Annotated in this window: 14 protein-coding genes; 10 read left to right on the forward strand and 4 right to left on the reverse strand. The window is 72.8% G+C overall.

Translation table 11 applies throughout. The features are described 5' to 3' along the window. The gene (locus ACFY3C_RS03295) at positions 1-2,685 is read right to left on the reverse strand and encodes an ATP-binding protein (protein WP_390769501.1); all 2,685 of its coding nucleotides are present in this window, start codon (positions 2,683-2,685) and stop codon (positions 1-3) included. Between the two features lie 181 nt (positions 2,686-2,866). Between ACFY3C_RS03295 and ACFY3C_RS03300 the strand changes: the two genes are divergently transcribed. From ACFY3C_RS03300 to ACFY3C_RS03310, 3 genes are all read left to right on the forward strand, one after another. Next, a complete protein-coding gene (locus ACFY3C_RS03300) occupies positions 2,867-4,222 on the forward strand; it encodes an MFS transporter (RefSeq protein WP_390769502.1) in 1,356 nt (451 codons plus the stop codon). Between the two features lie 3 nt (positions 4,223-4,225). Continuing rightward, positions 4,226-5,377 (forward strand): anhydro-N-acetylmuramic acid kinase, encoded by a 1,152-nt coding sequence (locus ACFY3C_RS03305; RefSeq protein ID WP_390769503.1) that lies wholly within the window; start codon positions 4,226-4,228, stop codon positions 5,375-5,377. Positions 5,378-5,564: 187 nt separating this feature from the next. Then, a complete protein-coding gene (locus tag ACFY3C_RS03310) occupies positions 5,565-6,584 on the forward strand; it encodes a DUF2510 domain-containing protein (protein WP_390769504.1) in 1,020 nt (339 codons plus the stop codon). 118 nt (positions 6,585-6,702) lie between these two features. Here ACFY3C_RS03310 and ACFY3C_RS03315 read toward each other — a convergent pair whose 3' ends face one another. Next, on the reverse strand, positions 6,703-7,347 hold the full coding sequence (locus ACFY3C_RS03315; protein WP_386577744.1) for a TetR/AcrR family transcriptional regulator: 645 nt from the start codon (positions 7,345-7,347) through the stop codon (positions 6,703-6,705). A 261-nt stretch (positions 7,348-7,608) separates the two neighbouring features. Here ACFY3C_RS03315 and ACFY3C_RS03320 point away from each other — a divergent pair, with 261 nt between their 5' ends. Next, entirely contained in the window at positions 7,609-8,406 is a 798-nt protein-coding gene (locus ACFY3C_RS03320; RefSeq protein ID WP_390769505.1) for a phosphatase PAP2 family protein, read from the forward strand. Beyond that, positions 8,403-9,356 (forward strand): hypothetical protein, encoded by a 954-nt coding sequence (locus ACFY3C_RS03325; protein WP_390769506.1) that lies wholly within the window; start codon positions 8,403-8,405, stop codon positions 9,354-9,356. Before ACFY3C_RS03320 ends, ACFY3C_RS03325 begins: the two co-directional genes overlap by 4 nt. Positions 9,357-9,488: 132 nt before the next feature. Here ACFY3C_RS03325 and ACFY3C_RS03330 read toward each other — a convergent pair whose 3' ends face one another. Together ACFY3C_RS03330 and ACFY3C_RS03335 are read right to left on the reverse strand one after the other, a co-directional pair. Next, positions 9,489-10,358, reverse strand: coding sequence for a phospholipid scramblase-related protein (locus ACFY3C_RS03330; RefSeq protein ID WP_386577741.1), 870 nt, complete (start codon positions 10,356-10,358; stop codon positions 9,489-9,491). 75 nt (positions 10,359-10,433) lie between these two features. Further along, positions 10,434-12,482, reverse strand: a complete 2,049-nt coding sequence (locus tag ACFY3C_RS03335; protein ID WP_390769507.1) for a phosphocholine-specific phospholipase C — start codon at positions 12,480-12,482, stop codon at positions 10,434-10,436. Positions 12,483-12,755: 273 nt separating this feature from the next. Here ACFY3C_RS03335 and ACFY3C_RS03340 point away from each other — a divergent pair, with 273 nt between their 5' ends. The 5 genes from ACFY3C_RS03340 to ACFY3C_RS03360 all read left to right on the forward strand — a co-directional run bounded on the left by ACFY3C_RS03340 (position 12,756) and on the right by ACFY3C_RS03360 (position 18,085). Further along, positions 12,756-13,484, forward strand: coding sequence for a hypothetical protein (locus tag ACFY3C_RS03340; protein ID WP_390769508.1), 729 nt, complete (start codon positions 12,756-12,758; stop codon positions 13,482-13,484). 36 nt (positions 13,485-13,520) lie between these two features. Further along, entirely contained in the window at positions 13,521-14,351 is an 831-nt protein-coding gene (locus ACFY3C_RS03345; RefSeq protein ID WP_390769509.1) for a hypothetical protein, read from the forward strand. 89 nt (positions 14,352-14,440) lie between these two features. Next, on the forward strand, positions 14,441-15,118 hold the full coding sequence (locus ACFY3C_RS03350; RefSeq protein ID WP_390769510.1) for a hypothetical protein: 678 nt from the start codon (positions 14,441-14,443) through the stop codon (positions 15,116-15,118). Further along, on the forward strand, positions 15,115-17,328 hold the full coding sequence (locus ACFY3C_RS03355) for a M48 family metalloprotease (protein ID WP_390769511.1): 2,214 nt from the start codon (positions 15,115-15,117) through the stop codon (positions 17,326-17,328). Before ACFY3C_RS03350 ends, ACFY3C_RS03355 begins: the two co-directional genes overlap by 4 nt. 43 nt (positions 17,329-17,371) lie before the next feature. Then, entirely contained in the window at positions 17,372-18,085 is a 714-nt protein-coding gene (locus ACFY3C_RS03360) for a hypothetical protein (protein ID WP_390769512.1), read from the forward strand. Positions 18,086-18,091: the final 6 nt, after the last annotated feature.

Raw genomic sequence — 18,091 nt, forward strand, 5'->3', positions numbered from 1 at the left:
CTACCGCAGTCCCCGCCCCGTCTCCAGCACCTCGCGCGCCTGCGCCACCAGCCCGTCCGCCCCGATCGAACGGGCGAGCGCCAGGCCTCGGTTGAGTTCCGCGACCGAACGGATCGCGATGCCGTACTCGACCCGGGCCGCCGCGTGCTCGTACTGGCAGGGTGAGGCTTCCAGATAGGCGACGGCCTGCGCGGCCAGGTGCGCCGCGCGCTGGCCGGTCTCCAGGGCGGCGGCACAGCGCAGGGCCTCGCCGATGGCGGTGTCCGTGCCGAACCGCTCGGCCTGTCGGCGGGCGTCCGCGGCGAGCTGGGCGGCCCGGGCGGGGTCCTGCGTGGCGAGGGCCTTGGCGAGGTCGATGGACCAGGGTGCGAGGACGGGGTTGTGACCACCGCGGGAGCCGGCGGTCTTCTCCGCGGCCTCCAGCTCGTTGATGCCCTCCTCGGTGCGGCCCGTCGCGAGCAGCAGCCGGCCGCGTACGGAGCGGATGTCGGGCAGAATGATGGTGGACGGGTAGGGCGGCGCGAAGCCGTACTGCTCGGCGATCGACCAGGCCTCCTCGACATGGCCGCGGGCCAGCAGGGTGTCGACGAGTCCGCAGGTCGACGCCCAGTACAGCGGCAGGCCGCGGCCGACGCGCTCGGCCAGGGTCAGCGCCTCGCGCAGCGTGGTCTCGGCGTCGCGGAGCCGGCCCTGCCTGCGGTAGGCGAGGCCGAGGAAGGCGTTGGCCAGGGAGAGGTGGCCGCCGCGCCAGCCGGCGCCGGTGTAGGCGCGCAGGGCCTCGGCGAACAGGCTCTCGGCGCGGTCGAGCCGGTCGGCGTAGGCGTACGCGCTGCCGAGCATCATCAGCAGTTCGATGCCCCACTCGCCGTCGGTCCAGCCGAGGCCGGGTGCGAGACGACCGTTGACGAGGGCGCGGTCGCACAGCTGGAGGACCTCCTCGGCGTTCTCGCCGTGGGTCATCGCGTCGAAGCCGCGCAGGATCAGCAGGGCGCGCTCGGAGTTGTCCCGGCCGGTGCAGGTGCCGGCCAGTTCGGCCAGGCGCCGGGAGCGTTCCTGGGAGACGGTCTCGCCGTGGATGCCCTCCCACATGAACTGCACGGCCTGCAGCCGCAGCTTGACCGGGCCCGTCTCGTGCCGGGCGGCCTCGGCCTCGACCGTGCGGACGGCCTCCTCCAGCTGGTCGTTGTGGAGCAGCGCCTGGGAGAGCCGGACCACGGCGTCGACCCGCTGTGTGCCGTTCAGGCCGGACATGGCGAGCGCGGACTGGAGGTGTTCGATGGTGACGGAGGGTGCGGTGAGCAGGGTGGCGTGGCCCAGTTCGAAGAGCACCTGTGCGTGCACGTCGGGGAGCGGCGGCTCTGCCAGGGCGCGCTCCAGGCAGCGGCGGGCCGCGTCGGGCGCGCCGACGGCCAGGTGCTCGCGGGCTGCCTCGCGCAGCTGCTCGACGAGTTCCTCGTCGTCGTCCGGGTGCACCTTGAGCAGGTGCCGGGAGGCCTCGGCGGCGCTGTGCCCGGTCTCGGTGAGGATCTGCGCGGCGACGCCGTGCATGGCGGTGCACACGCCCGGCGGGATGGAGTTGTAGACGGCGGAGGCGATCAGCGGGTGGACGAACTCCAGCTCGCCCTCCTCGGCCTCGGCGCCGGCCGCCGGGTCGGGTTCGGTGAGGATGCGGGCGGTGCGGAGCAGGTCGGCGCAGCGCTCGGCGACGTCGGGGTCCATGGAGGCGAGCCGTGCGACGAGGCCGACGGAGATGCCGGTGCCGAGGATGGCGGCGGCCCAGGCGAACTGGGTGGCGTCGATGCCGAGTCCCTTGAGCCGGTCGACCAGGCCGCCGCCGCGGGCGGAGCGGTTCAGGTCGCGCAGTTCGCCGGCCCGGGACTCGACCGGATGGACCTCGCTGTCCAGCACCTTGGCGAGGAGTTCGACGGTGTCGTACGGGTTGCCGCCGGTGACGGCCCAGACCTCGCGGCAGAACGGGTCGTCGGCGTGCCGGCCGACGGTGGCGCGGGTGAGCCCGGCGGTGGCCTCCGGGGTGAGGGCGCTGAGGTTGGTGACGGCGCGGCCCGCCGCGGCGGCGATCGCTTCGAGGTGGCGGGCGCTCTCACCGCTCACCTCGCCGGGGCGGCGGGCGACCAGGACCAGCACCGACAGGTCGTCCAGGCGTTCGGCGAACGCGGCGAGCCAGCGCAGGGTCTCCTGGTCGGCCCAGTGTGCGTCGTCGATGATCAGCACCAGCGGCCACTCACGGCGGGCGAGCCGGCGTACGGCCGCGACGAGTCCGTCGCAGACGTACTGCGGGTCGACGCTGCCCTCGCCGGGGTCCACTATCCCGAGGGCGGGGCCCGCGATGTCGTACCAGTCGCCGAGGTACTCGCGGGCCTCTTCCGGGAGCAGGGAGACCAGCGCCGGCTGCAGCAGCTGCCGCACCACGTTGAACGGCACGGACCTCAGGGTCTCGCCGCCGCGGGCGTACCACACCGTGCAGCCGCGGCGCTCGGCGATGCGGCGGGTCTCGGTGAGCAGCGCGGTCTTGCCGAGTCCGGCCTCGCCCCGGAAGACCAGCAGGCTGCCCGCGGATGACTGATCGGCACACAGGACGTCGAGCGTCCGTGTGACGGTGGCGATCTCCGCGTCCCGCTCCCACAGGGAAGCCGCGGCGGCCGCCGACGGCCGTCCCTCCGTCATCCCGTTACCTCCCCAGGTCGCCCGAATGACGTACAGACCACGAGCGTAGCCGTCCGATGGGATGTGTGGAGGCCGGTCGGGGCACGTGTTGCCCCGCCGGGTGAACGTTGAGGCGAGTGGGCGACGCACATGCTGTCCCACCAGCCGCTGTGGAGCCGACGAACCGTCAACAGGGCCTGGAATGAAGCTGATTTTCGAACCCCCCGGAGACAGCGGGGATCATGGGGAACGACGCGACCGCGACGAGCGCGGATCCCGCGGCGGTACGGCCGCCCGCCCGCCGACGGTGCGAGCGGTGGCGGCGGGGTCGGTGGGCAATCTCGTCGAGTGGTACGAGTTCGGTGTCTACGGCTATCTCGCGACCGTCCTCGCCGAGCGGTTCTTCACGCCGGCGGGCGGAACTGCCGCCGAGGGGCTGGTGCGCACGTACGCCTCCTTCGCGCTGGCGTTCTTCTTCCGGCCCCTCGGCGCGGCCCTGTTCGGCAGGCTGGGCGACCGGATCGGGCGGCGGCCGGTGCTGATCGCGGTGATCGCGCTGATGGCGGCCGCGACGACGCTGATCGGCGTGCTGCCGACGTACGCCACCGCGGGCGCCCTGGCACCGTGGCTGCTGACGTTCCTGAGGGTGCTTCAGGGACTGTCGGCCGGCGGGGAGTTCGGCGGTGCGGTGGCGCTGATGACGGAGTTCGCCCCGCCGGGGCGGCGCGGTCTGTACGGCGCGTGGCAGTCGTTCACCGTGGCGCTGGGCCTGCTGGGCGGTGCGGGTGTCGCGGCGGCGACGGCCACGGTGCTCGGCGAGGACCAACTCGTCGGCTGGGGCTGGCGGTTGCCGTTCCTGCTGGCGCTGCCCCTGGGGCTGGTGGCGCTGTGGCTGCGGGTCGGCCTTGAGGAGACACCGGAGTTCCGGGAGCGGGACCGGGAGCGGGAGAGGACGGCTGCCGGCCCGAGTGGCGCCGGGGTGGTCGCGTCGGCGGTGCTGCTGGGCATCGGGCGGGTCATGGGCTGGTCGGCGGCCGGGTACACGTTCCTCGTCGTCCTGCCCTCGTATCTCCAGGCCTCGCTGCACACGGGTGTCCGGGAGGCGCTGCTCGCCACCGTGCCGGCCAATGTCGGGTTCGCCGCGGCGATCCTCCCGGCGGGGCTGCTCAGCGACCGGTTCGGGCGGCGGCCGGTGATGCTCACCGGGGCGGTGCTGGTGGCCGGACTCGCGGTGCCGTTGTTCAACCTGTTGCAGAGTAACGGGACTTCGGCCGCGACCAGGGGTGTGGCCACGTGTGCCGCGGGCGCCCTGGTGGGGCTGATGGCCGGCCCCGGGCCCGCGCTGCTCGCCGAGATGTTCCCGGCGCGGGTGCGCTGCACGGGCCTCGGGCTGGCCTACTCCCTGTCGAACGCGGTGTTCTCCGGATCCGCGGGGCTGATCATCACGGAGGCCGTACGCCGGACCGGGAACGTGGACGTGCCCGCCTACTACGCGGCGGCGGCGTGTGCGGTGAGCGCGCTGGCGCTGATGAAACGGCAGACGAGAAAGGTGAGTTGAGCGATGCGGGTGATCGGGCTCATGTCGGGGACGTCGTACGACGCGGTCGACGCGGCGGCCGCGGATCTGCGGCTGGACGGGGACACGCTCGTGCTGAAGCCGCTGGGGATGGTGAGCGCGTCGTACGACGGCAAGCTGCGCGAAGCGCTCGCCGCGGCGCTGCCGCCGGCCGCCGTCCCGCTCGCCGAGGTGTGCCGCCTCGACACCCTGATCGGGCGGGCGTTCGCCGCGGCGGCCGTCCGGGCCGACCGTGAACTGTGCGGTGGGCGAGGCGAGTTGGTGGCCTCGCACGGGCAGACCGTCTACCACTGGGTGGACAGCGGCCGGGTGCACGGCACGCTCCAGCTGGGGCAGCCGGCGTGGATCGCCGAGGCGACCGGGCTGCCAGTGGTCGCCGACTTCCGCGCCCGGGACGTCACCGCCGGCGGCCAGGGCGCGCCCCTGGTGAGCCTGGTCGACCTGCTGTGGCTGCGGGGCAGGGCGGGCACGCCGGTGGCGCTGAACATCGGCGGCATCGCCAACCTGACCGCGCCGGACGGAACCGCCTTCGACACCGGTCCCGGCTGCGCGCTGCTCGACGCGGCGGCCAGGGAGTTCAGCGGCGGGCGCCTGGCCTACGACGCCGACGGGGCGCTGGCCGCGCGGGGCCGGCCGGACCTGCGGCTGCTGGACCGGCTGCTCGCCGAGCCGTACTACGCGCTGGTCCCGCCCAAGACGACCGGCAAGGAGCTGTTCCACGCCGGGTACCTGCGGGCGGCCGGGGTGGACGGCCTGCCCGCGCCGGACGTGCTGGCGACGCTCACCCTGCTGACGGCCCGGACGGTCGCCGACGCGGTACGGTCCGTGGGCGCCACGGAGGTGATCGCCTCCGGTGGAGGCACCCGCAACCCGGTGCTCATGTCCCGGGTCCGGGAGTTGCTCCCGCACACCGCCGTACGCACCTCGGACCAGCTCGGCCTGTCCGCCGCCGCGAAGGAGGCGTACGCGTTCGCGGTCCTCGGCTTCCTCACCGCCCATGGCCTGCCCGGCACCGACCCGCGCAGCACGGGCGCCCGGCACCCGAGCGTGCTGGGCTCGCTGACACCGGGGCGGGAGGGCCTGCGTCTGCCGCCGGCCCCGCGGGTCGGGCCGGTGCGGTTGGTGGTGGCGGTGTGAGGAAGCCCACCGTGCCATGCCGTGCCGCGGGTCGGGCCGGCTGTGGCGGCCGAAGCGCGGGAGTCCGCGGCGAAAGCACGGAAATCCGAGGTGGAGGCGGAGAAATCCGAGGTGAAATGTGCCGGTCCGAGGAGTTGGCGACGGATCCTCTCATCCGGCTTTCACCGATGCCTCATACGGTGGGGGCATGACGCAGGTGACTCCTCCCGGGTGGTACCCCGACCCCGGGCAGACGAATGACGGTCCGCCCACCGAGCGCTGGTGGGACGGCAAGGCCTGGACGGACCAGACCCGCCCCGCCGGGACGGCCGCCACGTGGGGTCCCCCGGCGCAGCAGTTTCCCGGCGGCCCGCAGTCGGCTCCCCCGGCGTACGGGGCCGCCTTCCCGGGATATCCGGCGTACCCGGTCCAGTCGCCGGCCGCGCCCCGGCGCGGTCTGCGCACGGGCATAGCCGTCGCGGCGGCGGCCGCGGTCCTGGTGTGCATCGGGGTCGGCGTGTACGCGCTCAGCAACGACGGCGGGGGCGGCGGGGGCACCGACCGCGCCGGTTCCCAGCAGGGACCGGGCGGGCAGAACGGCGGGCAGGGCGGGCCCGGCGGCGGATCCGGCGGTCCGGGCGGGTCCGGAGGTTCGGGCGAGTCGCCCTCCCCGGGGCGGTCCGCGGCGCCCAAGATCCAGGGCGGCGGCACGGTGCCGGATCCGGTGAACGGGATCAGCCTGCCTGTGCCGGAGGGCTGGACCGGGCAGACGATCAGTGTCGGCGCGCAGGTCACGTCCGACGACTCCTACAAGTGCCCCGGCAACAAGGAGCAGACGTGCACCGCGGGCGGCGCCTACTCGGCACCGGCCGTCGCGCTCGGCACGGACGGCGACACGGCCGAGGCGGTCGCCAAGGCGGACATCGCGGCCAACGCCAAGGAGTCCTACGGCGGCACCACCTACGGCAGCATCACCTCGCACGAGGTGCTGGCCTCCAAGGCGGTCACGGTGGCCGGGCAGAAGGGCTACCTGGTGCGCTGGAAGGCGGTCACCGCCAACGGCGCCGACGGTTACGTCGAGTCGGTCGCCTTCCCCTCGCCCAACGACACCAAGCAGATCGTCGTGGTGCGCTTCGGCGTGGACGTCGGTCAGAAGGTGTCCGTCATCGACGACATCCTGAAGGGGATCAAGGTCTCGTCGGGCGGCGGGAACGGCCAGAACGTCTGAGGACGCCGGCAGACAGAAGTCGGCCGGGTGGGGTTCCCCTCCGCTCAAGAGGAACCCCACCCGGCCAGGGGGTGCGCGCCGCCCCCGTCCCCACGGTGCGGCGCCGGCAGGTCATCGTTCAGTCATCCCGTGAACGGTGGCCTGGGTCCTGGGTGAGTCCGAGTGCGGGCAGCACGGTGGACTCCACGAAACGGTCGAGATAGTCGGCGTCGGCGTACTCGCCGCTCAGCACCGGGCGCACCCGCAGGACGCCGAACATCATGGCCGGGACGTACTCCAGCGCGGGGTGGTCCGCGGGCACCTCGCCCCTTTGCACGCCCCTCTTCAGCATCTCCTGCAGTGCGGCGATCTCCGGCGTGACGAGTGCGTCGCGCAGCGCCTGCGCCAGTTCGTGGTCGGCCGTGACCGCGTGACCGAGCGCCTGCAGGAGCTGGGCGTCCTTGTTGGACCAGTCGCCCGCGGCGCGTGCCGCCTGGCGCAGGTCCTCGGCGAGTGAGCCGGTGTCGATCCCGGCGAAGCGCACCTTGCGGTTGGCACGCAGCGCGGCCGCGACGAACTGCGGCTTGGTCTTCCACTGCCGGTAGAGCGTGGACTTGCTGCACCGGGTGCTGGCGGCGACGCCCTCCATGGTCACGGAGTCGTAGCCGCACTGACGGATCTGCTCCAGCACGGCGTCGAAGAACTCCCGCTCACGCTCGGGCGTGATCTTGGAGCGGCGCGAGGCGGCGACCGTCTCCGGTCCGTCCGCGGCCTGCGACGTCATGCGTGGCTTCCCCTCACTCGTACCCGGTCCGCTGAAGATCCGCGCAAGGGCGGCTGCGGACCCTGTCTCCAGTGTGTCGCACATCAATCGATACGCAAGTGTACCGGTACTCAAGCGTATCGGTACACTGCCGTATCGGTACACTCGCGTATCGGTACTCGGACGTATCGGTACCGAGGTGTATCGATGAGCTTCGGACCCCGGTCCGGGTCTCACAGCCCGCACCACCACACGCACGACCGTCAGCGAAGGGGCCGGGGGATGAATGCCCGAACCGAGCCTGCAGAAGCGGAGCCGGACGCGATAACGCGCCCGCCGCTCCTCCGTGAGTTCCTGCTCGTCGCAGGGCTCTTCCTCGTCTACAAGCTCGGGCGGCAGCTGGCCACCGGCCACACCGCGGACGCCTTCCACAACGCCCACCGGGTGTGGGACCTCGAGCGGGCCGTGCACCTTCCCCACGAGACCGCCGTGCAGTCCGCACTGCTGCACGGCGACGCCCTCGTGCACCTGGCGAACACCTACTACGCGACCGTCCACTTCCCGGCCACACTGGCCTTCCTGGTGTGGCTGTACCTCCGTCAGCCCGCCCACTACGTGTGGGCCCGCCGGGTCCTGGCCGTGGTCACCTCCGCGGCCCTGGTGCTGCCGTTCGTGTTCCCGCTGGCCCCGCCGCGGATGCTGACCGGCACCGGCCTGGTGGACACCGCCCGGATCTACGGCCCCTCCGCCTACGGCCCGCCGTCCAGCGACCATCTCTCCAACCAGTTCGCGGCGATGCCGTCGCTGCACTTCGGCTGGGCCCTGATGGTGGCGATCGGCCTGATCGCGGCCACCCGGTCGCGCCGGCGCTGGCTGTGGCTGCTGCACCCGGTGATCACCCTGCTGGTGATCGTGGGCACGGCGAACCACTACTGGCTGGACGCGATCGTGGCGACCGCCATGGTCGGCGTCGCCCTCGCGGTCGTCCACCCGCCGAAGCGGACGTCCAGCACGGCGGGACGCGGTGCCCGGCGGCGGCTCGCCCCGAAGGAGCCCGTCCTGGTGGGAGCGGGCCGATGAGCCTCGCCGCACTCCTCGCCGTCGGCCTGTCCCTGATCTCGGCCGTCGCCTACGCCGCGGCCGCCGTCGCCCAGGAACGCCTCGCCTCCCGCAGCCCCGGGACCGGCCTCCTGCGGCTGCTGGGCACCGGCGCCTGGTGGTCGGCGGTCGGGCTGAACGCGGCCGCCGCTCTGCTGCACGTCGTGGCCCTCAGGTACGGCCCGCTCACCGTCGTCCAGCCGCTGGGCGCGCTCACCCTCGTCGCGGCCGTGCCGCTCGGGGCGCGGGCGGCCGGGCGGCGGGTCAGCGCGGTGGAGTGGCGTGGTACGGCGCTCACGCTGCTGGGGCTGGCCGGGCTGCTGGTCACCGCGTCGGGTCCGGCGCCCGAGCGGGTGCTGAGCCTGACCCAGGCGCTGGCGGTCGCCGGTACGACCGCTGCCCTGATCGGCGTGCTCTCCCGGCCCGGCGCCCGGCCGGGCCTCAGGCACGCGACCGCCTCCGGGTTCGCCTCGGGTGTCGCCTCCGCCCTCACCCAGACGGTGACGGTGGCGGCGACGGACCGCACGGGCCCGGCGCTGAGTGCCGAGGTGATCGTGGTCGCCGTCCTGGTCGCGGCGTTCGCCACCGGCGGGCTGCTGCTGTCGCAGACGGCCTACCGTGGTGGTCTCGGCGGCCCGCTGGCCGTCGTCACCCTGGCCAACCCGGTGGCCGCCGCGATCATCGGGCTGACCCTGCTCGGGCAGGGCCTGCGGGGCGGAGCCGGCGGTGTACTGCTGGGGCTGGCCGGGGCGGGGCTGGCGGCCTGGGGCGTGGTCCTGCTGACCCGCTCGGCGCCCGTACCCCACCGGTCCGACGAGCACGACGACCACCCCGTCGCCGCGGTCCTGGCCCTGGAGCCGGGCACAGCGGCGGCGGAACCGGTGCTGATGCCCCGACAGCCGGAGCAACCCGGGCATCTCACCGCACTCTGAGCAAACACCCGATCCGACCGGACACCCGGCCCGACCGGACACACTGCGGCGGCCGGACACACTGCGGCGGCCGGTGCGCGCGAAGTCCGCGTGCACCGGCCGCCTTTGCCGTACTCCCCGTGTGGATCCTGCTCAGTTCCAGCCCCGGTTGTCCTGCTTGAGCGCGGTGTCGACGGTCAGAGCCGTCGCCACGACCAGGCTCAGCAGCGGCTCGGGCAGCTGGTAGTGGATCTGCAGGACGTAGTTGTCCGCCGTCGTGAACAGCGTCTTGGCGAGGCCTTCCCAGGTCTTGGTGATCCGGGCCACCTCGTTGTCCGAGTGGTCGACGATCGCGAAGTTCCAGGCCCGCCAGTTCTCCGCCTTGATCGCGCCGACCTGCTGGCCGTTCACGTTCATCGCGAAGTTGATCTTCCCGATCATGTTCTGCTGGACGATCTCACCGACCGGCGAGCCGTCCGGACGGGTCACGATGACCCGGGACTTGATGAACTTCGCGGGCCGGGTCAGCACCAGCTGCGGCTGCCCGTAGGCGTCGCGGATCTCCAGCTTGTGCGTCATGAACTGGTCGAGGCTGGAGACGAAGCGCAGGATCTTCTTCAGCGCGCTCTGGCCGACCTGGACGACCGCACCGATCTCGCGGCCGTTCTGGTCCATGACCTTGTACTCGTTGGTCAGCTCGATCAGCTTGGCCTTCTGGTTCACCACCAGGACCGGCTCGGTGAAGAGGGTGCCGCCACCGGGACCGCCGGCCGCGACCCCGGCCTGCTGCTGCACCTGGCGCTGCACCTTGGCGTCGGGGCCCTGCTGGTGCGGGATGTGGGCGGCGGGCTGCTGGGGCGCGGCCTGCTGGGGCGCGGCGTGCTGCTGCGGAACCTGTCCGGCGGCCTGCTGAGCCGGGTTCGTGTGCTCGGTCCACTGCGCGCCGTCCCAGTAACGGAGCGTCTGGGCAGCCCCGTGCGGATCGGGGTACCAGCCTGCAGGAGTGTTCGATTGCGTGGTCACCGGGGCACACTACCCTGATGTGACCGGTACCTGACCAGCCCGCACGGGGCGGTGTTCATCGCCCTTTCACTCCGTTCACGCCGTGATGATGGCCGGGTCGCTGACGCCGGCGTGCCCGTTCTCCACGTGACCGGCGAAGCCGCGCAGGAAGGCCGGGTCGCCGTCCGAGGTGACCGTGAGGTCGTACCACCGCTTGCTCGCCGCGAGGGCGACGGTGTGCTTCACGGTGGCGCCGGGCCGCACGGTGACGGCGACCGGGCTGCCGCCGTAGCGGTTCACGAGCTTCAGCTTCACCGTGCCGGAGCCCTTGTTGGTGAAGGTCAGCTCGACGTCGTCGCCGGCGTACCGGGCCGTGACCTCGGGCCCGGCGACCTTGTTGCGGCCCTTGAACTCGCGCAGGAAGCCGTTCGGGCCGTGCACGGCGAGGTCGTACGAGCCGCCGGAGTAGAGCGAGTTCCAGGTGTCGGAGAGGGTCTTGCCGGCCTCGGTGGTGTAGGGCCAGGGACCGTCGGTGCGGTTGTTCGAGGTGACCAGGAACGCGGCGCCCGCCTGTGCGCCGGAGGCGAAGGAGAGCGTGAACTTCCCGGCCGCCGTGTCCGCGGAACCGTCCACCACGGGGGCGTACTTGAGCGGGCGGGTGGGGCGGCAGCCGCGCTCCTGCTTGGGCAGGGCGGGGCTGGCGGGCGGGACGGGCACGTAGTCGGGGTGCCTGTCGTGGTCCGGCGGCTGGTAGCCGGCCGTGGACGGCAGCGTGACCGGCACGGTGTCCTTGCGGGAGAAGTCGAAGGCGGCGGTCAGGTCGCCGCAGACCGCGCGGCGCCAGGGCGAGATGTTCGGCTCCTGGACACCGAAGCGCCGCTCGATGAACCGGATGATCGAAGTGTGGTCGAGGGTCTCGGAGCAGACGTAACCGCCCTTGCTCCAGGGCGAGACGACCAGCATCGGCACCCGCTGGCCGAGCCCGTAGGGGCCGGCGGGGTGCCCGATGTCGCCCTTGTACAGGTCCAGCGAGGGGTCCACGGTCGACAGGCCCTGGGCGGCGGAGGCCGGCGGGAAGGGCGGGATCACGTGGTCGAAGAAGCCGTCGTTCTCGTCGTAGGTGATGAACAGCGCGGTCTTGCCCCACACCTCGGGGTTGGCGGTGAGCGCGTCCAGGACCTGGGCGACGTACCAGGCGCCGTAGTTGGCGGGCCAGTTGGGGTGCTCGGTGAAGGCCTCGGGGGCGACGACCCAGGAGACCTGGGGCAGCTTGTCCGCCTTGACGTCCGCCTTGAGCTGGTCGAAGAAGCCCTCGCCCTTGCGCGCATCGGTGCCGGTGCGAGCCTTGTCGTACAGCGGGTCGCCGGGCTTGGCGTTCCGGTACTGGTTGAAGTAGAGGAGGGAGTTGTCGCCGTAGTTGCCGCGGTAGGCGTCGTTGATCCAGCCCCAGGAGCCGTTCGCGTCCAGGCCGTCGCCGACGTCCTGGTAGATCTTCCAGGAGACGCCGGCCTGCTCCAGACGCTCCGGGTACGTCGTCCAGCCGTAGCCCTTCTCGTCGTTGCCGAGGACCGGGCCCCCGCCCTTGCCGTCGTTGCCCGTGTAGCCCGTCCACATGTAGTAGCGGTTGGGGTCGGTCGAGCCTATGAAGGAGCAGTGGTAGGCGTCGCAGATGGTGAAGGCGTCGGCGAGCGCGTAGTGGAAGGGGATGTCCTCACGCGTCAGGTACGCCATCGTCGTGGACGACTTGGCGGGCACCCACTTGTCGTACTTGCCCCCGTTGAAGGCCGCGTGTCCGTCGTTCCAGCCGTGCGGGAGGTCCTGGATGAACGCCATGCCCAGGTCGTCGGCGTTCGGGTGGAACGGGAGGATGTCCTTCGTGCCGTCGGACTGCTTCCAGACGGACTTGCCGTTCTGCGTCACCGGACGCGGGTCGCCGAAGCCCCGCACACCCCGGAGCGAGCCGAAGTAGTGGTCGAACGAACGGTTCTCCTGCATCAGGACGACGATGTGCTCGACGTCCTCGACCGAACCCGTGCGGTGGTGCGCGGGCAGTGCGGCCGCACGCTGGATGCTGCTGGACAGCGCGGTGAACGCCGATGTGGCACCCGCGAGTTGAAGGAAGCGCCGCCGGTTGACTTCGGTCATGAGTGAGGGTCCTCTCGTCCTGACGTACGTGATGCCGCTAGATGACGGAATCTGCGCGCAGCGAGTGTTCCAAGAGCAGCAAACGTCAGGGAAGGGTCTGATGGCGGCGATGTGAAAGTCGTCGGTACGAAGGGGGTTGGGGCGACTGCTCCCTTTACCCCCGGTTCGGAGAAGTCCCCATATGGGGGTATTGAAAGGCTGAAGAGATGTAATATCCCGCGCACATGACGCCCGCCGAGCCGTCCTCGGCGGTGCGGGAGGGGGCGGAAATCCATGATCAGAAAGTGCGTACCCGCACTCGCGGCGTTACTGCTCGCGAGCGGTTGCGGCGACGGCTCGTCGCACGACCGGTCGACTGCGGAGGAGTCCCCGTCGGCGGACGTCTCCGCGTCGGCCTCCGACACGGCCTCGGGGACACCGAACGTCGACGGCTCCTCCTCAGACCCCACCCCCACCACACAGGAACCCGTCGAGGAGACTCCCACCGAGGAGAGCGCCACCTCCGACACTCCGGACAGCTGGAGCGGGAGCGACGCGAGGGACGACGACCAGCCGGCGGAAGACGGCAGCCAGGACTGCGGCAGCCTCGCGGGCAGCGGCACCTTCACCGACCCGCTGCAACTCGGCGTCGTGGACGGCCTCGTGACGGCCCGGGACTGCGCCCCGCTGACCTCGGGCTCACCGTTCAACGTCCGCTACTTCTCGTTCACCCTGCCCGGGACGCCGGGCACGAACGCCCACGCCGGGGCGTCCTTCACCCTCACCCAGGACGCGCTCGGCCCGGTGTACCCGGCGATCGTCCAGCCGAACGGATGGGTCCTCAAGCACAGCCTCGGCTCCGGGTACTGGACCGGAACGGAGCCCGACTTCACCGGCCGCTACCAGAAGATCTCGGACCTGGCTCCGGGCACGTACATCCTCCGCACGGAGAAACTCGACTCCCCGCTGCACTCCCTGTCCACGCCTTCGTACGACGTCGTCGTCGACGCGGACGGGTCCTGAGAGACCTCGAAGGGTGTTCTCGTGCGCCGTAGATCCTTGTGCACAAGCCTCCTGAGCTGTGCCGCGTTACTCCTACCGCTGTATCTGTCCGCGGCGCCGGCGTACGCCGCGGACCCGACCGCGCCCTACGCCGAACTGACCCCGGATTCCGGGGAGATGGCGCCCGGTGGCGATCCGCTGACCATGGACGCCACGTTCCACAACACGCTGGACACCGACATCACGGACAGCTTCATCGTCGCCGTCGGCATCCGGCTCGCGCCGCCCGCCGACCGGCTGACACCCGATCAGGTCACCGTGGAATGGTTCGACGCCGGCCCGTCCGTGTGGCGGCCGGTGGAGTTGACTCCCGGGGACACCGCGCTGAGCGGCTACCTCAGCACGGACGCCGGACTGCCCTCCGTGGGGTCGCTCCCGGCGGGCGACTCGGCCCGCATCCCGCTGCGCGTCTCCCTGGCCTCCGGAGTGCCGGCGCCCGCCACGCTCCAGTTCGTCACGCAGGGCCTGATCCAGCCGACGACCTCGGCCGACCCGGCGCCCCTGATGGACGGCAGAGCGTCGTACTCCGTGGTCGAGCAGGCGACGCCCCCGCCACCGACGCCGGACACGCCCTCGGCGAGCCTCGCGCAAGGGAGTCCGGTGAGCGAGGCGACGACACCGACCGACACCCCGTCCCCCGCGCCCTCCTCGGCTCCCCCGTCCGCCACCACCCCCGCCCCGTCGGCGCCGTCCGACGGCGCCGCAGCAGGCGGGCTCACGGACGGCGGCACCTCCGCGTCGATCGTGGCCGCCGGCGTGGCGGGCCTCGTGTTCGCCGCCGTTGTCGCCGTCGGGGTGACCCTGCGGCGTCGCCGCAGCCGGTACTGAAACCGCCGCGGTCGAGGCAGGCCGCCGCCGTCAGCACGAGCGCACCGCCCGGCCAACCGCCCATCCGTCCGTCCTCACAGGAGGAACTCATGCACGACCGCACGGGTCAGGACGTCCTGCGCGACGTGGTCCGCCGCGTCGCTCCGGCCGAACTGGAGAAGCTGGACGAGACCTGCCGGGCGTATCTGGCCCGGCCCCATCCCCCGCAGCGCCTGCACCGGCCGGCCGGGGATCCGCTGGGCATCGGCTTCGAGTCGGCGGTGGTGCTGCCGGTTCTGGTGGCGGTGGTCTCACAGGTCCTCGCCGACCTCGCCTCCGGGCGCATCCAGGCGGGCGGCACCCGGCTCAAGCACTGGTGGCGGCGCCGGCGCGAGGCCGACAACGAGGGCAGACGGGCCGCGCTGACCTCGGCGGTCCCTGAACTCTCCGGGGTGACCCGGCAGGAACTCGCGGACTGGGCCATGGCCGTGGGCCGTTCCGCCGGTCTGTCCGCGTTCGAGGGCGAGAGCTGCGCGGAGGTCATCGTCGTGGCTGTGGTGCGCGGGAGCGCGGGGGCGCGGTCGTTGCCGGACGCGGCGGCTGCGTCGGTTGTGTCGGCGGACCCCGGGCACCTGGCGGAACCGGAGCCCGAGCGCCAAGTCGCCCCGGACCAGAGGGCTGCGGCCGCCGGGGCGGGCGACGACGCGGGAGCGGGACTCCCGCCCGACACCGGTGGCGCGCCGGAGACCGGTGGCGCATCGGCAGCCGCGAACCCGTCGCAGTCGTGAGCACCGTGCCGGGCCCCCAAGGCTCGCCCTCCCGCACCCACTCCCCCACCGCCACCACCGCCACCACCGCCACCACCGCCGAGCGGCCGGACGTAGCCCGCGCCCTCATGTCCAGCCCCCTGCCGCTGCCGACCACCACCCGGCTGGCCCTGCTGGTCCTCGTCGCCGGCGCCGGTGCCTCGTTCGCCACCTGGTGGTGGCTGGTTCTGGGCCGGGACAACTGGCCGGGGTCCCAACTCGCCTGCCTGCCCAGCGCCGACGCCGTGCCCGACGAGGTGCTCGCCCGCTTCACCGGCTGCGTGAACGACGTACGGCTGGCGCAGTCGGCGGTGGTGCTGTGCGGGCCGCTCGCCCTGCTGGCCCTCGCCGTGCTCTGCCGAGCCGCCGGACGCCGGCTGAGCCTGTGGCGGTGGCAGGCCGCGCCGGACCACTCCTCGGCGCTCGCCCGGCGCCTGGCCGCCGTGGCGCCCGAAGGAGCAGGACCCCGGCCGGTGCTGTGGGTGCGTGGCCGGGGCGTCGGGATCCGGGCGCGTGCTTCGGGCACCGTCCGCCGGCCCCGGATCGTGGCCGACTCCTACGTCCTCAGCCTGGCCGACCGGAGCGTGGACGCGATCTTCCGGCATGAACTGGCCCATCTACGGCTGCGGGACGTGGGCCGGGTACGGCTGGCCATGGCGGCCGGGTGGCTCCTGCTCCTCGGCGTCACACTGCCCATGGTGGTCGCGCTGGCCCGCGACCCCGGACTGCTGGGCGCCGGCCTGCTGATCCGGATGGCGATCGTCCTGGTCGTCGTGCTGCTCACCCTGTGCGCCGTGCTGCGCGTGCGGGAGCACGACGCCGACCTCGCCGCGGCGGCGGATCCACGCGCACCACGGGGCGCCACCGCCGCCCACATCGGCTCGGCCCTCGCGCCGCGCCGCACCGAGCGCCTCGTACGGTCCCTGGGCCTGGCCACGCACCCCGCACCCGCGGTCCGCCTGGCCGTCCTCGCCGATCCGGCGCGGTCCTGGGGGCTGTCGTCCCTGGAGTGCCTCACCACCGGGCTCGCCGCCGGCCTGGTGTTCACCGACCTCACCCTGCTGGTGGCCGCACTGCTGCCCGATCGCACCCAACTCGCCTACATCGTGGGCGGGTTGTTGACGGGCTGGATCGTGGCCGGGGTGGTGACCGTGGCGTGGTGGCGGGCCGTCGCCGTGGGACACCGGGACGCGTCCGGCCGGCGCGCGGCACCGGCCGGGGCCGCGCTCGGACTCGGTGTGCTCCTCGGCAGCCAGCTCGCCGGGCGGGCGGCCGGTGACTGGGTACGGGACACCGGTACGGCGGACGGACTGGCGACCGCGCTGTCCCTGACCCAGTCGCCCCTCGTGCAGGCGCTGGCCTTGGGGGTGGTGCTCGTGGTCGGCGGGGCCCTGTTCGCCCTCTGGAGCACCTCCCTCGCCAGAGCCCTGGGGGCCACGGTGGACGGTCCCCGTTCCGCACCCTTCTGCGCGGCGGCCGTAGGACTGTCCGGGCTCCTGCTGGCCGTGCCGCTGGGTAGTTGGTTCCTGTTCGCTCGGCTGGCGGCGGCCCGCGCCGCGCCCGACATCCGGTGGGCCGTGATCGACACGCCCTGGTGGGTGGCGGGGGTGCTGACGACCGTCGTCGGCGCACTGGTACCGGCGGCCGCCGCCCGCGGATCGAGGCACGCGGGGCCGCTCGACGCCGGGCGGTTCCGGCCTCTGGTCCTGCTGGCCGCCGCCACGGTCCTGGTCACGGCCGGGGCCGGTTGGGCGGCTTTCGGTAGCGAGCCGAACCAGGCACCGGCCACGCACATCTCCGGCGACTCGCCGGTGTCCGCAGCCCAGACGGACGCGCCGAACTCGACGAACCCGACGAACTCGCCGGAACCGACTGACTCACCCGTCTCCGGCAGCGGTGACCGCACCGTCCCCCTGGACCAACTCCCGGTGCTGCCGCCCAAGGAGGAACGGACGGATGCCATGCGGACGGACACCGCCCTCGTCTGCCGTGCACTGTCCCTGGGCGGCACCGCCATCTGGGCCGATCCACAACGCCGGGCCGACATGGCCGAGTTGCTCGGCGGCCTCGACGACACGGTACTGCGGGCCGCCTCCGCCGTCCTCCAGCGCGACCCGTCGGGCCCCGTGGACAGCCACGCGCTGGTCGCCTCCGTCCTGCGCTGCGACCTGTACTTCCGCTACGGCCGCTGACCGGCCGCGCCAGACGATCGCCCGCCGTCCGAAGGAGGCACCCGTGAGCCCGAGATCCGCTGCGACGTCCGCCACCGGGCGCCGACGGCTCGCCACCCTACCGGTCGTGGCGGCGCTGCTGGCGGGTACGACCCTCACCGGCTGCGGCAGCCAAGGCCACCGGTCGGACACCGTGGCTCCGACGCAGGTACCCTCGCCCTCCGCCTCCACCGGCCCCGAGGATCTGTCCGCGGCCCTGCTCACCACGGCCCAGTTGCCGCCCGGCTATGTGAAGACCGTCCTCCGAGACGATCCCCCGGCGCACTCCGACCGCCCCGAATGCCTCACCGCGCTCAACTCCCTGGAGTCCGCCCGCAGTTCCCGCCCCGACGCGGTCGAGGCCAGGGTCAACTTCGCCATGAGCCAGAGCGGACCGTTCCTCCAGCAGGTGCTGCGCAGGCTGCCGGGAAGCGGAGCACGGCAGGACCTGGAGCAGGCCGCGCGTACGCTGTCCGGCTGCCCCGCGTTCTCCATCGGCTGGAGCGACGGCTCCACGGGTACGGAGCAAGTGGTGCCGCACGGCTCGGCCGGGATCGGCGATGCGTCGTGGCACGCCACGGTCACCGCGACCACCGGGACGTTCACCGTCCAGGAGACCCTGGTCCTGGTGGCCGTGGACAAGACCCTGCTCGTGCTCAGCGACGCGGGCAGCCCCACGGCACCCGAACGCTCCCGGACACTGGCTCTGGCCCGCACCGCCGTATCCAGGCTCCGTTGATCCCCC

It is taken from the genome of Streptomyces sp. NPDC001410 (assembly GCF_042895235.1).
Classification (GTDB): Bacteria; Actinomycetota; Actinomycetes; order Streptomycetales; family Streptomycetaceae; genus Streptomyces.